The sequence below is a fragment of the Lysinibacillus sp. FSL M8-0355 genome, from assembly GCF_038008985.1.
GTDB classification, from domain to species: domain Bacteria; phylum Bacillota; class Bacilli; order Bacillales_A; family Planococcaceae; genus Lysinibacillus; species Lysinibacillus fusiformis_D.
On sequence record NZ_JBBPAI010000001.1, the window covers coordinates 3,357,187 to 3,372,273 of the forward strand.

15 protein-coding genes are annotated in these 15,087 nt (G+C 37.6%); 7 read left to right on the forward strand and 8 right to left on the reverse strand.

The features are described from left to right. Positions 1–72 precede the first annotated feature (72 nt). Positions 73–1,056 carry a DUF3196 family protein gene (locus MKY46_RS16250; RefSeq protein ID WP_036123949.1) on the reverse strand — a complete coding sequence of 328 codons (984 nt, stop codon included), beginning with the start codon at positions 1,054–1,056 and terminating at the stop codon, positions 73–75. Positions 1,057–1,270: 214 nt separating this feature from the next. Here MKY46_RS16250 and MKY46_RS16255 point away from each other — a divergent pair, with 214 nt between their 5' ends. The 7 genes from MKY46_RS16255 to MKY46_RS16285 all read left to right on the forward strand — a co-directional run bounded on the left by MKY46_RS16255 (position 1,271) and on the right by MKY46_RS16285 (position 8,584). Next, positions 1,271–1,735, forward strand: a complete 465-nt coding sequence (locus MKY46_RS16255) for a hypothetical protein (RefSeq protein WP_036123947.1) — start codon at positions 1,271–1,273, stop codon at positions 1,733–1,735. A 242-nt stretch (positions 1,736–1,977) separates the two neighbouring features. After that, positions 1,978–2,820: a DUF2785 domain-containing protein gene (locus tag MKY46_RS16260; protein ID WP_036123944.1), complete on the forward strand. Its 843-nt coding sequence runs from the start codon at positions 1,978–1,980 to the stop codon at positions 2,818–2,820. An 830-nt stretch (positions 2,821–3,650) separates the two neighbouring features. Continuing rightward, on the forward strand, positions 3,651–4,544 hold the full coding sequence (gene qoxA / locus MKY46_RS16265) for a cytochrome aa3 quinol oxidase subunit II (RefSeq protein ID WP_036123941.1): 894 nt from the start codon (positions 3,651–3,653) through the stop codon (positions 4,542–4,544). 56 nt (positions 4,545–4,600) lie between these two features. Continuing rightward, positions 4,601–6,544, forward strand: a complete 1,944-nt coding sequence (gene qoxB / locus MKY46_RS16270; protein WP_036123939.1) for a cytochrome aa3 quinol oxidase subunit I — start codon at positions 4,601–4,603, stop codon at positions 6,542–6,544. 1 nt (position 6,545) lies between these two features. Next, a complete protein-coding gene (qoxC, locus tag MKY46_RS16275) occupies positions 6,546–7,145 on the forward strand; it encodes a cytochrome aa3 quinol oxidase subunit III (RefSeq protein ID WP_004226587.1) in 600 nt (199 codons plus the stop codon). Further along, entirely contained in the window at positions 7,145–7,429 is a 285-nt protein-coding gene (gene qoxD, locus MKY46_RS16280) for a cytochrome aa3 quinol oxidase subunit IV (RefSeq protein WP_340834791.1), read from the forward strand. Before qoxC ends, qoxD begins: the two co-directional genes overlap by 1 nt. Positions 7,430–7,726: 297 nt before the next feature. After that, the gene (locus tag MKY46_RS16285) at positions 7,727–8,584 is read left to right on the forward strand and encodes a DUF6612 family protein (protein ID WP_058844877.1); all 858 of its coding nucleotides are present in this window, start codon (positions 7,727–7,729) and stop codon (positions 8,582–8,584) included. Between the two features lie 55 nt (positions 8,585–8,639). Here MKY46_RS16285 and MKY46_RS16290 read toward each other — a convergent pair whose 3' ends face one another. From MKY46_RS16290 to MKY46_RS16320, 7 genes are all read right to left on the reverse strand, one after another. Next, on the reverse strand, positions 8,640–9,059 hold the full coding sequence (locus MKY46_RS16290; RefSeq protein WP_036123932.1) for a universal stress protein: 420 nt from the start codon (positions 9,057–9,059) through the stop codon (positions 8,640–8,642). A 51-nt stretch (positions 9,060–9,110) separates the two neighbouring features. Then, the gene (locus MKY46_RS16295; protein WP_340834793.1) at positions 9,111–10,190 is read right to left on the reverse strand and encodes a PQQ-dependent sugar dehydrogenase; all 1,080 of its coding nucleotides are present in this window, start codon (positions 10,188–10,190) and stop codon (positions 9,111–9,113) included. A gap of 633 nt (positions 10,191–10,823) precedes the next feature. Next, on the reverse strand, positions 10,824–10,988 hold the full coding sequence (locus MKY46_RS16300) for a hypothetical protein (RefSeq protein ID WP_186436205.1): 165 nt from the start codon (positions 10,986–10,988) through the stop codon (positions 10,824–10,826). A 152-nt stretch (positions 10,989–11,140) separates the two neighbouring features. Then, positions 11,141–11,557, reverse strand: a complete 417-nt coding sequence (locus MKY46_RS16305) for a YugN family protein (protein ID WP_036128457.1) — start codon at positions 11,555–11,557, stop codon at positions 11,141–11,143. 136 nt (positions 11,558–11,693) lie between these two features. Then, on the reverse strand, positions 11,694–12,647 hold the full coding sequence (locus MKY46_RS16310) for an alpha/beta hydrolase (protein ID WP_058844355.1): 954 nt from the start codon (positions 12,645–12,647) through the stop codon (positions 11,694–11,696). A gap of 32 nt (positions 12,648–12,679) precedes the next feature. Continuing rightward, entirely contained in the window at positions 12,680–13,405 is a 726-nt protein-coding gene (locus MKY46_RS16315) for an SDR family NAD(P)-dependent oxidoreductase (protein WP_196243750.1), read from the reverse strand. Between the two features lie 26 nt (positions 13,406–13,431). Further along, entirely contained in the window at positions 13,432–15,057 is a 1,626-nt protein-coding gene (locus MKY46_RS16320) for a flavin-containing monooxygenase (RefSeq protein WP_036124265.1), read from the reverse strand. Between the last annotated feature and the right edge of the window lie 30 nt (positions 15,058–15,087).

Below are 15,087 nucleotides of genomic sequence, written 5' to 3' on the forward strand. Positions count from 1 at the left end.
TCATTCGTAACTACGATTTTGACAACCATTTTAGTATAACATAGATGAGTATAGTTTCAACTTATTTCATACCTAATGTAGTTCTGTTAGCTTTTCTAACATTTGTAAAAAGTCGATGAGTTCATAGTCCATTTCCTGCACATTACCTAGCATCGCTGAGACAAAATCAATATAACTATAGGCAACATCATCGGCTTCGAATGGATGCCATTCAAACGGATACGTTACAATAGCATGTTTCGCCATTAAATATTGTACCATTTCTAATGTCGTTGGGTCTTGTTCTAGCTTCTTTTCTATTATATTTTTTATCTCGCCATACTGTGGTAGCTGGTTAGGTAATACTAACTGGACAGGATTAACGTTTTTGGTTTGCTTAAATTTGGCTATGGTAACGTCAATGGCTACTTCTTGTTCCACTAATAAAATTAATGCCAAGCTCTGGACAAAAGGATGAATCGTTGAACATTCAATAATCGCTTTTAGTGCCGTTTTTAATTGTCTTACATTTGTATCCATCAGACGATGTAAACGAATGGATTGTTCATTTGGAGTAAGCGCACAAAATTTCTCCAGCTCATATTCCTGTTCCTCTATTAAAAGCTGAGCATTTTCTCTTTTTTCTAGATTTTTAGACACTTCTCTATTTAAACTCTTCAATCGTTCAAATTTCTCCACTTGATCATGAGGCAATACATTTTCTTCAAGAAGCGTCGTAATTAATGTCTCAACCTGATGGTATTCTTTCAACTGCATACATATTGTAATGTACAATTCCATCACTTCCACATAAAGTGTCGTTCCCATCGTAAATAACTGTTCACAAACACCTTTCGCTTTGTCATAGTCTTTTAATTCATATAAAGCAAAGGCATATGCACTGAGTGCAAATTCATCTCCCGATTCATAGACAAATGCCTTTTCAAAACTGGCTACCGCTTTTTCATATTGATAATTCTCAGCAAACATATGCCCTTCACGTAGTAACGTTTGGACAGTGCCAGGAAAAACAACAATATTGTCATGTTTAAGAACATGACGCTTTCGTTTTGTCATTTTTCTCACCTCTTTATTTCTATTTTCATTTCGGTTATTTACTAAAAAATCCACAAGTTTCTTATTTTTAACAAAAAATCATTGCTTTACATTCATATTTTGTAATAAATTGTATTATAATTAGAATAATCTAAAATTTATTACAAATTGCGGACGCTCTTTATTAATGTCTGCTACTTCAAGAAAATCAAGTTCTTAATAAGGAGTGGAATCCATGCAATTACTAGATACAATCACAGAATTTGATCATTGTATCTCATCTGCATTTGAGGCATTATCAATTAAAGTCATTTCATTTTCTACAGCGGACGGACCTTTTCAAGATAAGCCGATAGAATTTGAATTTTTAACACGCACCAAAATTGACGTCTATACGCAAGAAGCCTGCACCTATATTTTACGTATTCAAGGGTGTATTCCTGGTTCTATTGCACTTGGTCATCAAAATGAATCACTTGCCATTATTCCTCAAAAAGTAAACATTGAATGTAACTACAAGCTGTTACATGTTGATAAAAAAGATATGCAGCAAATTTTACAACATCCTGAGCCAAATCATCATTACAGTGAATGGCTTATTGATGCGATCAAAAATACCCACATTCTTGTCGAGTTAAAAACAAATCAGCACACCCTTATTGAATGGCCCATCGGCATAAAAGCGGCAATCATCGTCTAACTAGACTAAGACATACTTAAATAGGTATGTCTTTATTTATTGTTCACATTTAAGCTTTACCATTTTGTAGCGTTTCTATCATAACAACTTTCTATAGTTTCTGGAAATAATATTGTAAAAGTTATATTGGTAATTAGCCACGTATCCTTTCTTCATATAAATGAAGGTTTCAAATTGCTCCATTCGAAATAAAAAAGGCTATAATATATAGTACAAAAATGATGATGGGGGCTTTCTCAAATATGAACATTAAAGAAACATTACAGTCTTTTTCTACAATGACACTTTCTGAACGACAGGCATTTATGCTACAGCATAGTGATTGGTTATTACAAGAAATGTTAGCTCATATCGGCTCAGTTGATGCAGAATTACGCGACCACCTAATTTATCGGACTTTCATCGAATTACTAAGTGACAATTTATTAACTCCCCAACAACTACACTATTTATTTGAAACAGCAATTAGCGAGGATTTCTTATATTTACATATTGGTGAAAAAGCTACAGATAGCGTCTTTACTCGTTCATTTTCTGCTTTACTTGTAGCAGGGCTTCTTGCAAAGGATGCTGAATTATTAGTTTTAAACGATGATGACTTACACATTTTCTTTAAAAAAATCGGACGCTATCTATTATTGGAGCAAGATATAAGAGGTTATGTACAGGATAAAGGATGGGCACATAGCATTGCACACGGTGCTGACTTAGCTGCAACGACCATTAAACATCCAAAATTCGATTTACAATACGCACCATCAATCTTACACGCATTAAAGCTTGTAACTTGGAAGGACAATGTCTATATCAATGATGAAGAGGAGCGCTTAATCAACATAGTTGACGCACTATTACAACAAAATTATTCCGAAGAAGCACTAATAGAGTTTGTAGAGCAGGCTTTTGATAGATTTGAAATGCATTTAATGACACAAGGTTATAATAATTCCTTCTTTAGTGGGCGCACCTGTACCTTAAACTTTATGAAAACATTGTATTTTTCGTTGAAAATGAATAATAAAGCACATCAACTGCAAAACACGATTTATGGGCAAGTTTCTAAATGGCTAAAGCTCGGGGATTGACAGTCAACTTCAAAAATGCTGATTTACTACATTTCCTTCTCCATAACTTAAAAATTTTCTAAAACACCAGCAAACTAGGACAAGTCTTAGTTTGCTTTTTTACTTTTCAGATAGAATAAACAAAGTAAAAAATTGGATATTAAAGAAAAGCAATAATTATATTAACATAATTAATAACCCCCTCCAATTATTCCCTTATTGCAAATTCCTTACATTGAAAATTCATCCTATAGTTTCCACACAACGCTATTGCGTGTACTCCTTTTTTTAAAAAAAGGCAAACAAAAAGTGTTGTAACGACTTATTAGGCGCTGATTTTATTACAAAACAGCGTCCAAAATGTGAAATGCTATTTTTCACAAAAAATATTATTTACTTAGGTAAACATGAGGAATCCAGTATTTTCAACGTTTCCACAGTGTTTATTAATAAAAACCTATAAATACTAATACTAAAATAACGATTTTCGTTCAAAAAATGTTCAAATTCGGTGTCGTCTTACTATCATTTTCATAACAAAATTATGTTTTTTCTTAAAAACAGGGCGTATAATCCAATGTGCAAACAACGACAAAATGTGACAATCGTAGTCAGGCAAGTACGTCTTTAGAAACGATTGCACATCGCTTTGATTTTGCTAACGCTTGCATCACATCAATCAACACTAGATTTTATGTTTCATATTGAACCATGCCATTGTAAATTCTTATGCTGTTGATTGATACTCCAAGATAAAAGAGGTGACCTCAGTATCTACTATTTGTAAATGTGAGACTGACAAAAAACACATGAATTTTATGAATAGCCGTTCTTATAGAAAGGAGTCAAACATGAAGAAAAAATTAAGTTTAATGTTTGTAGCATTGAGTGCGCTTGCTCTTCTTGCTGGTTGTGAACCATTAACAGTGTTCAACCCAAAAGGACCTAATGCCGAAACATTATCAAACACAATTATCTTATCCATTATTACAATGGCCTTTATATTACTAGTCGTGTATGTGCTTTTAGCCTTTATGCTAACAAAATATCGCGCATCAAAGGCATCTGCAGATTATGAGCCTCCTCATGAAGAGGGTAGCCATCTTCTTGAAATTACATGGACAGTAATTCCAATTATTATCGTAGCTTTCTTAGCTGTTGTTACAGTAAGAACAACTTCTACAGTAGAAGCCCAACCTGCGGGTTATGACGATAAGGAGCCTTTAGTTATTTATGCATCATCATCAAACTGGAAATGGCACTTCAGTTATCCTGAAGAAGGTGTTGAAACAGTTAATTATGTAAACATTCCAGTGGATCGTCCAATAGAGTTTAAGCTTTATTCATTTGGTCCAATTACAAGTTTCTGGATTCCTCAATTAGCAGGTCAAAAATATGCCATGAGTGATATGTTAACAACGATTCACTTGGCTGCAGATGAAGTTGGTTCATTTATGGGACGTAACTCTAACTTTAATGGTCGTGGCTTTGCAGAAATGGAATTTGAAGCACAAACTATGACGCAAGAAGATTTCGATCAATGGGTTGCTGATGTCAAAGCAAAAGAAGCACCATTAACTGAAGAAAAATTTGACGAGCTATTAGAGGCGGAGCATGTTGGTCGCCAAAGCTTCTCATCTACACACTTAGACTTCAGACCAGCTCCAATGGAACATGGTAAACACATGAATATGGATGACATGGATCATGAGGATATGTCTGAAGAGCATTCAGGACATCACTAATTTTTTATTCGAACGAATATTACCATTAATTTTTAATTTTGAAAGGAGCGCATCCAATGAGTATGGAAGAATTATTCCATCCAATGCAAGAACCGATGATTTTAGCGGCAGCTATTAGTATCGTAGTTGGTGCAGTGGTTATCGTAGCAGGCCTTACTTATTTCAAAAAATGGGGCTATTTCTACAAAAACTGGCTATCAACTGTTGACCATAAAAAAATCGGGATTATGTATATCGCAGTAGCCTTATTAATGCTATTCCGCGGTGGTATCGATGCACTGTTAATGCGTGCACAAACAGCCGTTCCAGATAACGGACTTCTTGATGCACAACACTATAATGAAATTTTCACAACACACGGTTTATTAATGATTCTATTTATGGCGATGCCATTTGTGATCGGCTTAATGAACATTGTCATTCCACTTCAAATCGGTGCACGTGACGTTGCTTTCCCACGTCTAAACGCTGTCAGCTTCTGGCTATTTGCAGCAGGTGCTGGTTTATTAAACTTATCATTCATTATCGGTGGTTCACCAGACGCTGGTTGGACAGCCTACTTCCCTCTTGCAAGTACGGAATTTAGTCCGACTGTAGGGAATAACTATTATTCTTTAGCACTTCAATTATCAGGTATTGGTACTTTAATGACAGGTGTTAACTTTATCACGACGATCATTAAAATGCGTGCCCCTGGTATGACATTAATGAAAATGCCAATGTTTTCTTGGTCTATTTTAATTACAAACATTATTATCGTATTCGCGTTCCCAGTATTAACTGTAGCGCTTGCACTTATGATGTTTGACCGTCAATTCGGCACAAAATTCTTTGCAATGCAAGACGGTGGTATGGATATGCTTTGGGCCAACCTATTCTGGGTTTGGGGACATCCTGAGGTTTATATCGTTATCCTACCTGCTTTCGGTATTTTCTCAGAAATCATTGCAACGTTTGCACGTAAAAACTTATACGGTTACAAATCAATGGTGATGAGTATGGTGGTCATTTCCCTACTATCATTCGTAGTTTGGGCCCACCACTTCTATACAATGGGTCACGGTGTAATGGTTAACAGTGTTTTCTCTATTACAACAATGGCAATCGCAGTTCCTACTGGTGTTAAAATATTTAACTGGCTACTCACAATGAGGCACGGGAAAATTCAATTTACAACACCGATGCTTTATGCACTTGGCTTTATTCCTATCTTCACTATTGGTGGGGTTACAGGGGTTATGCTCGCGATGGCAAGTGCCGACTACCAATATCATAATACGATGTTCTTAGTTGCCCACTTCCACTATGTATTAATTCCAGGTACAGTATTTGGTGTACTTGCAGGTTACCACTACTGGTGGCCAAAAATGTTCGGTTTCCGTTTAAATGAAAAATTAGGGAAAGCTGGCTTTTGGTTCATTGCCATTAGCTTCAACGTAACATTCTTCCCACTATTTATTTTAGGTTTAGATGGTTATGCTCGTCGTATGTACACTTATTCAGAGTCTACTGGTTATGGTCCATTGAACATGTTATCGTTCATCGGTGCGCTAGGACTTGCAGTCGGCTTTGCATTAATTGTTTATAACATTTACTACAGCTGGAAACATATGCCTCGCAATGAAAAGGCAGATGTTTGGGATGGTCGTACACTTGAGTGGGCTACACATTCTCCAGTACCAGAATATAACTTTGCCGTAGTGCCTACTGTTACTCGCTTAGATGAGTTTTGGTTCGCGAAAAAAGAAGGTCGCGATATTACTGCAGGTCCAATCGAAAAAATTCACATGCCAAATAATACAGGTACACCATTCTGGATGAGTGGATTCTTCTTCCTTGCAGCATTCTTCGCTGTATTCAATCTATGGATTCCAGCCATCATCAGTATGCTTGGTGTATTTGGCTTCATGATCCATCGTTCATTCGAAAAAGATCATGGTCGTTACATTTCAGTTGAGGAAGTAATGGCAACTGAAAAAAGCTTGAGAGGTGATAAATAATATGAAAATCGATTCTTCACTTCCATTAGAATATAGTACAGAGGAAAACCGTCTAAAAATCTTTGGTTTCTGGATTTTCCTCGGCGCCGAAATCGTGTTATTTGCCACACTATTCACAGTGTATTTCACACTTCATACACGTACAGGTAGTGGCCCAAATGGTGCCGAAATTTTCGAATTAACTCCAGTGCTATGGGAAACATTCTTATTATTAACAAGTAGTTTCACAATTGGTCTTGGTGTTCATGCAATGCGTATTGGTCGTAAAAAAGCGATGATGACATTCTTTATCATCACTCTTTTACTAGGTCTTGGCTTCTTAGCTATTGAGATTGATGAATTTGTCACTTATGTACACGAAGGTGCGACGATTCAAACAAGCGCATTCTTATCGTCCTTAATGACTTTACTTGGAACGCACGGTGCCCACGTAACATTTGGTTTCTTCTGGGGCGTAGCTATTTTAATCCAAGTGGCTAAACGTGGTTTAAATCCACAAACAGCGAACAAAGCGTTTATCTTCTCATTGTACTGGCATTTCCTAGACGTTGTTTGGATTTTCATCTTCAGCTTCGTCTACTTGAAAGGACTGATTAGCTGATGAAGGAATTATTCCCAAAACAACATGTGATGGGCTTCGGCTTCTCACTATTACTAACAATTGTAGCTTTAGCTGTTGTTAAATTCGATATGTCTCTTAATATGGCATTTGGAATTTTACTAATAACTGCCCTTGCACAAGCAACTGTACAATTAGTATTATTCATGCACATCGGTGAATCTGAAGATAAGAAAACGTTGTATACAACGATTTTATATTCAGTATTCGTAGGTGTAGTCACAATCATTGGTACATTATTCGCCATGATCTGGGGTTATAATTAATCCATTACATCAGGGCATTATCGCGATCAGCGGACACTTAAATCTCTGCAGAACAAAGATAATCAAAAAAGCTGTCCCAAGCAATTGTCATTGAACAATTGCTTGGTGACAGCTTTTTCTTTTTTAATTATGCTTCTGTACCTTTATTAATTTTCGCATGTTTATCACATGCAGTTGTGAAAAGAATGTTATTTTTTAATAAAAGCTTAGTCTTTTTTAAAAAATAACGAAACTTTTCCTTTTTTAGGGCGTATAGTAGTAGATAGTGTTTTTTACCAAGAATAGGAGATGAAAGTAATGAAGAAAATTTTTAAAGTATTAGCAGTTGGGACACTAGCATTGACACTTGCAGCTTGTAACTCGAGTGCTACCCCTACGAAAGACACAACTAAAACAAGCAAACTCACTTTAGAACAAGTGTATGACAAAGCAGTGGACCGCCAGGCTGACATTAAAAGTGCAAGTGCCAATATGGACATGACACAGGTAACAAAGGTTGGATCTGGTAAAGAGGCTATGGAATTTTCTATCGACTCTAAAATGGACATGGACATCATTGTTGACCCACTTGCAATGCATTTGTCAGGTTCAATGTCGATGCCCGATATGATGAGTGAAGGCGAAGAAACAACGGACATGCCAATAGAAATGTACATGAAGAAAGACACTGGTCTTTTCATGAAAGATATGACAACTGATAGCTGGATCAAGTTACCTGATGAGAATTTTGATGAGATTTTAGATCAAACGGCTGCTTCTGCAGATGCGAAAGAACAGCTAGAACATCTAAAAAAATTCATTGGTGATTTTAAATTTGAACAAACAGACGATGAGTATGTCCTTACTTTAGAAGCAAAAGGCGATAAATTTAAAGAGCTAATTGATTCTGAGATCACTAAATCTATCGAGGATATGGGATTAGAAGAAAATCCAATGGATCAATTAACAATTGAAAAAATCAACTATGTATTACACATCGATAAAGAGACTTTCGATACAAAAAAAATGGATATGAATTTTGATTTAAAAATGGCCGTAGAAGGTGACGAATTAATCATGAATACAAAATCAGTCGTTACTTACACTGATTTCAACCACCTAAAAACAATTGATATTCCTCAAAGCATTATTGATAACGCTCAAACAATCGAATAATAATGAAAAAACCTGCTTGTCTACTAGCACAAGCAGGTCTTTTTTATTCAAAAAATTAACGGACAATTAGCACATCACATAGAGCATAGCGCACTACTTTCTCTGCAACAGATCCTAACATCATTTTCTCCATACGATTTAACCCTGTTGCACCACAGACAATTAAGTCCACATTCGGTAATTGCGTTAAAATACCTTTTGGTGAGCCTGCTTCTACTACAGATTCCACGGTTTTGACTCCTGTCTGCAATGCCTCTTTTTCCAACTGTTCCATTTTTACAACGTTTTCTTTCTTTAGTTCCTCCGCATATTTCAAATCATATGCAGATACCGCTCCAAATGATTTTGTATCAATGACGTTCACTAATTGCAAAATAGCATTGTGTTGCATGGCTAAGTGACTTGCTCGATCCAATGCTTTTAATGATTGTTCCGAGAAATCAATTGCCACTGCGATTTTAAGATAATTAGCCAATGTTAGTCCTCCCCATTCCTTATACCCTTCTATGTCTTCACAAATAGTATATCACAATGGTATCCGATATAGTTTATCGTCCTGTGACTGTGGGCTTCCTCGACCATCTGTATTATTGCTAATAAAATAAAGAAATGCGTCATCCACAAAGACATCACGAATTCTTCCAAATTCCGACAATCGTTCAATATATTTGTTTTCTTTCACAGCAAACGCTAACACTGCACTACCTCTTAAAGCTGCGACATATAATTGATCATCCATCATATCAATGCCAGATGGTGCCCACGTTTTAGAAGTACCTGATGTAAAGAGAGGTGTGATCATACCTTGCTGTTTTTTTGTTCCTTCAATATCGGGCCAGCCATAATTCTTCCCCTTCTCGATTATATTAATTTCATCGTTTGCGGCATTGCCATGCTCACTGGCATACATCGTACCATCTGTTGCCCAGGTCAAGCCCTGTGGATTTCGATGTCCATAGCTGTATACATAGGACTGTGGAAAAGGATTATCGTTCGGTATGGAGCCATCCAAATTGATGCGTAAAATTTTTCCCTCTAGAGCATCTAAATTTTGTGCTAAGGAAGGTTGCGTCGCATCACCTACTGTTGCATACAGTTTACCATCAGGCCCTATTTTTAAACGACCACCATGATGATATGTACCACTCTTTATTCGATCTATGATAAGATCCGTTTCTAACCACTTATTATCGTTCAAGGTTAATGTAACAATTCTATTAAACTGCTCGCTTCCTTCAACATACGTATAATAAGCAAAGGCAATCTGTTTGTCTGAAAAATTAGGTGCTAATACAAACCCCAATAAACCAGCTTCTGGCGCTGTTGAAAGCTCCTTATCGAGGATGACCTGTTGCCTGTCAACTGCTCCTCCTTCCTCAATTTTCACAATACTACCAGGCCTTTCTGCTACATAAAAAACAGTACCATTTTTTTGAATCGACCATGGTGTTTGCAATTGATTTGCTAGTATTTCTACTGTTGAATTTATTGAAGGAGCCATGCGCGTTTCCTCTTTTTCTAAACCTCCGTCACTCTTGTCCTTAGGTGGCACGCAAGCAACACATAAAACCATTACTAGCAGTAATAGTGGCATGATACATTTCATTGTTGTTCACCCTTTCATTTTTAATGCATTAAGAAAATAGAAAAAGACGCCCCTAGACGTCTCTTAGTGTTGAAAAACAAAACGATCTATAGAAATTTTGTGAAAGGTAAAAATAGATTTCCGTTGCAGGCTACTTGCTTTCCTGTGGGCGAGCACCGAGCCGCTTCCTCCGCTACCGCTCCGTGCAGGGGCTCGCCTGTCTCGCTATCCCACGGGAGTCAAGTAGCCTTCCACTCCAATCCATAAAGATGTTTCTTTTTAACAAAGGTTTTCAAATAAAGCGAAGGTGTTCCCTACTCTTTATGAAGAGGTGTTGTCACGCATCACTTCTCCACATTGAAAATAAGGAGCTTTCCTTTCTCTCATCAGGCAAATAAGGAGCGATTTTGATCGTGACGGCTCGTATGAAAGAGAAAGAAAAGCCACTTTTGCCAAATGGTTGATTGAAGAGGAGCCAGCGTCACTCCTAGGGGATTTAGCGTCACAGCTGAGACCCTGGAGCGAACGGAAGTGAGTGAAGCGGCTCAGCGGACGCCCCCTGGAAAGGACGCTGGCGGAACGGAAATCACCCCCTCGCTAAAAGTTCTTTTTCTGCTATTGACATGATCTTATTTCAACAACAAGAGACGTCCCCTAGACGTCTCTTTTATTACCTTTTATACCTTCAAAAGTGATTATTTCACCAAATGCTTTTGTTTTCGCTAACACATCAAGATACGCTTCTTTTCGATGGATGAGTCTTTCTTGTTGCAATTTCTGATGGGAATGTTGAAAATCATCTATAGCTATTTTGTCCATAAACTCACCTCTTCTAGTAGTGTACGTTAACACTATTATAATGTTGGAAAATTCTTACGACAATTCTATTTCTATTTTTGATTACAAGTTCCCAATAATAAAAAGGAAAAAAGGCATATAATTTTAGCCATTAGCTATTCAAATTTATCTAGCTAATGCATAAAAAAAGGTAGCACTTTTTCTTCAACAGCTTGTTCGCCTGCTTGAATCCATCTACTTTTATCGTGAATATACCCGTCTTTATCAAGCGGAGTTTGGAATTGACTAACACCAGTTGCATCAAGTAAAGACCCCTCATCATAATCTAGACCTATATTCTCAACATGCTTAATGACAAATGGTTTTTGAAAACGAATTTGGGCATCCTCATTATCAAGTTCCCCTGATGTTACGATAAAGGGAACACGCAAATAAATAGTTTCCCCTGCCTCTTTCCATAATATCGAATCGAAGCTTCCTTTATAATACTCCCAATTCCCACCAATCGTAAAACCTCGATTGGCAATTTTATCACGTAAATAGCCGAAACCAATCTCTTTTCCAACAATTTTTGAATCAAATTGTAGCAATTTGTATTCTCCTCCTTTCACTCGATAAAAGTCTAACCTAAAAGGTGGCATTACAAACTAGTTATGATGTAATTATGATTGCCAAAAAAGTCTCGAAACTTTTTTAAATCAAAGTTTCGAGACTTTTGTAAGTTATTTATAAAGGCACTGAAATCTTTCGATGCAAAACATATTTAGCAGCTTCTACATACTCTGTGGCAGCCCTTTGACTGACTGCGGCTGTTGGAGCAATACTTTCAAAGCCATGATAGCAACCTGGGTATAAGTGGAATTCGACATCTACTCCAGCCTGACATAGCTTTGTCACATATTGTAAAGTCTCGTCACGGAATGGATCTAATTGACCAACACATGTATACGTAAACGGTAATCCTGATAAATCATCTGCTCTAGCTGCTGCGGCATATGGTGACACATTGTCGCTGCCGTTCTCTCCACTCAAATACATTTCCCAGCCTTTTTGATTGAGCGAGTGGTTCCAGATCATATGTCCCGTAATTTCTAATGAAGATGGTGTGTTATTCCGATCATCTATCATTGGATATAGAGGCATTTGGAAACTAAGCTTTGGATAATTACGATCTCGAGTAAGTAATGCGAGTGCAGCTGTGAGACCTCCTCCAGCACTTGCTCCAGCAATTCCTAAACGACTGGGATCAATCCCTAATTCGTCCGCATGATCTGCTACCCATTTTAACGCAGCATAACAATCTTCAAGTGGTGCTGGATAAGGATGTTCAGGAGCAAGTCGATAGTCTACAGATACAACCACACACTTCGCTTCATTAACAAAGCGCTGACAAAGCAAATCATCTCCTTCTGGAGCACCTAAGACATAGCCGCCGCCATGAATCCATAGTAGCCCTGGGGAAATTTCTTTCTGCTCTTTTGACTTATAAATACGAATGCGAAGAGAATCGTTGTCATCAGGCCCTTGAATCACTTTATTTTCAACTGTTATCTGTTCATCTATCGGAGCTGGCACAGCAACGGCTGCCATTCCTTCTCTTGTTGCCTGTACATTATCTAAATCTAATGGGGGGAAAATTGCTAACGTTTCTCTTAGTTCTGAATCAATACGATGTTCCATTAAAATTCTTCCTTTCTTATTTAAAATATTTTTTACGATGTTAAACCGCCATCAATTGGTACGACAGCGCCATTCACATAAGAGGCTTCCTCCGAAATTAAGAAAGCGATTACATTTGCGATTTCAGAAGCATCTGCTAATCTTCTTAGGGGGCCGTTTTCCTCTGGACTGGACGTTAAGCCCTTTGTCATATTAGTCATTACACCACCTGGACAAATAGCATTTACTCGTATACCGCTAGGACCATATTCAATGGCAGCAGTTCTAGTTAACCCAATAACACCGTGCTTACTAGCAGCATAGCCGCCTAAATAGGGTTGTCCTTGTATTCCTGCCGCTGAAGAAGTATTCACGATGACACCTGACTGTTGTTGCTCCATCTCTTTTAATACATATTTTAAGCCTAAAAAAGTTCCTTTTAGATTGACCGAAATGACGTTATCAAATGTCTCTTCCTCTAAATCTGCTAGTAAAGATGGCGGGCTTAACACACCTGCATTATTGATGAACGCATCAATTCTACCAAACGCTTCTTTTGCAGCCTCCACATATTTCTTCACGTCTTGGCTTTTAGAAACATCTGCGTGGACAAAGATAGCCTGTTGTTGATGTTCCTTCACAGCATGTAGTGTGTCTTGACCACTTTTCTCATCAAAATCTACTAATACTAATGCCTTGTCCTGTGTGGCTAGTAATTTTGCTGTTTCTCTCCCTATACCATTTCCTGCACCTGTAATAATGACTACTTGTTGTCCCATATTGATATATGCTCCTCTCTTGCAAACTATGATATTGGTTTTAATCTCATTAATTTAAAGCCTTCATAATTATTTTGAGCCACCTCATGACAATGCTTTGTATAATAATCAAATCCGCCCAGATAAATTAAAAAACTGCGGGGTTTACCTTCAATATTAGCTCCCGTATACCAGGAATCACCTTTGACGTAAAGTGTTGTGTTAGCAATCTCTCGACAATGCTTGCTCCAAGCTTCCTCGGCATCTTTATTTGGTTCCACAAGGTCAATGTCATGCTCACGCAAGTAATCGATACATTGTGCAATCCATTCTACATGCTGCTCAATAGCGATTGGCATATTCACGAGGACAGATGGACTTTCTGGACCAGTAATCATAAATAAATTAGGAAAACCTGCTGTTGTTAGTCCGAGATATGTTTGAACAGAAGCACCATCCTCCCATTTTTCCTTTAATGTCTCACCGTTCCTTCCCCTTATATCAATTTTAAATAATGGTCCTGTCATGCCATCATAGCCTGTTGCAAAAATGATACGATCTAAATCGTAATGTTCATCCGTCGTTTGAATACCTGTTTCTGTTATTTTTTTGATAGGTGATTCTTTTACATCCACCAGTACAACATTCTCCCTGTTGTAGGCTTCAAAATAATCACTATCTAAAACCTGTCTTTTCGTGCCATACATATACTTCGGACATAATTTTTCTGCTACCACAGGGTCTTTCACAATTTGTCGTATTTTAGAGCGAATAAATTCCGCTGCTTTTTCATTGGATTGTTCATTTGTTAACAGATCATCATAAGTGGCTGCGAAGGCAAAACCACCTTGTGCCCAAGCTTTCTCAAAAACCGCCATCCTTTTATCATCACTATCCTCCATTGCAGATTGCTGATTTTGTGCAAAAGGTGTACCTGATATAGAATTTCTCATCGACTGCTTTAAAGCTTCGAAATTTTGCTTGGTTTCTTTGATAAAGTTCTCATCATATGGATGATTACGAGCCGGAATCGTATATTGTGGTGTCCGTTGAAATACAGTAAGCTGCTCTGCTTCTTTCGCAATTACAGGTATGGCTTGAATACCACTGGAGCCTGTCCCGATAATTCCTACTCGTTTCCCTGTAAAATCAACCTTTTCATGTGGCCAATGCCCCGTGTGATACCAATTTCCGCTAAACTGTTGCAGTCCATGAATGTTAGGAACATTGGCAGCAGACAGACAGCCTATTCCTGTAATAAAATACTTAGCTAAGATGTGCTGTCCGTCGTTTAGATAAACAATCCATTTATGACGTTCCTCATCAAAATGTGCTGCAGTGACCCTTGTATTAAATTGGATATCCGTTCGCAATTGAAAGCGATCTGCCACGTAATTTAAATAACGTAATATTTCCGCTTGTTCTGGAAATCTAGATGTCCAAGTCCATTCTTCATACAACTCTTTTGAAAATGTATAGTTATAATAGATGCTTTCTATATCACATCTAGCGCCCGGATAACGATTCCAATACCAAACACCGCCTACACCATCTCCAGCCTCGCATACAATGGTAGAAAAACCTTTACTCCTCAGCTGATGTAACATATACAAGCCTGCAAAGCCAGCGCCTAAAACAACTGCATCCACCTCTTTAATTGTTTGGCTACTCATCCACTACACCCCTCACTCCAATAAATTATT

Bases quoted from the DNA above. Each gene is read 5' to 3' on its own strand.
- MKY46_RS16250 (WP_036123949.1), bottom strand. From the start codon at position 1,056: ATGACAAAACGAAAGCGTCATGTTCTTAAACATGACAATATTGTTGTT.
- MKY46_RS16255 (WP_036123947.1), top strand. From the start codon at position 1,271: ATGCAATTACTAGATACAATCACAGAATTTGATCATTGTATCTCATCT.
- MKY46_RS16260 (WP_036123944.1), top strand. From the start codon at position 1,978: ATGAACATTAAAGAAACATTACAGTCTTTTTCTACAATGACACTTTCT.
- qoxA (WP_036123941.1), top strand. From the start codon at position 3,651: ATGAAGAAAAAATTAAGTTTAATGTTTGTAGCATTGAGTGCGCTTGCT.
- qoxB (WP_036123939.1), top strand. From the start codon at position 4,601: ATGAGTATGGAAGAATTATTCCATCCAATGCAAGAACCGATGATTTTA.
- qoxC (WP_004226587.1), top strand. From the start codon at position 6,546: ATGAAAATCGATTCTTCACTTCCATTAGAATATAGTACAGAGGAAAAC.
- qoxD (WP_340834791.1), top strand. From the start codon at position 7,145: ATGAAGGAATTATTCCCAAAACAACATGTGATGGGCTTCGGCTTCTCA.
- MKY46_RS16285 (WP_058844877.1), top strand. From the start codon at position 7,727: ATGAAGAAAATTTTTAAAGTATTAGCAGTTGGGACACTAGCATTGACA.
- MKY46_RS16295 (WP_340834793.1), bottom strand. From the start codon at position 10,190: ATGAAATGTATCATGCCACTATTACTGCTAGTAATGGTTTTATGTGTT.
- MKY46_RS16300 (WP_186436205.1), bottom strand. From the start codon at position 10,988: ATGGACAAAATAGCTATAGATGATTTTCAACATTCCCATCAGAAATTG.
- MKY46_RS16310 (WP_058844355.1), bottom strand. From the start codon at position 12,647: ATGGAACATCGTATTGATTCAGAACTAAGAGAAACGTTAGCAATTTTC.
- MKY46_RS16315 (WP_196243750.1), bottom strand. From the start codon at position 13,405: ATGGGACAACAAGTAGTCATTATTACAGGTGCAGGAAATGGTATAGGG.
- MKY46_RS16320 (WP_036124265.1), bottom strand. From the start codon at position 15,057: ATGAGTAGCCAAACAATTAAAGAGGTGGATGCAGTTGTTTTAGGCGCT.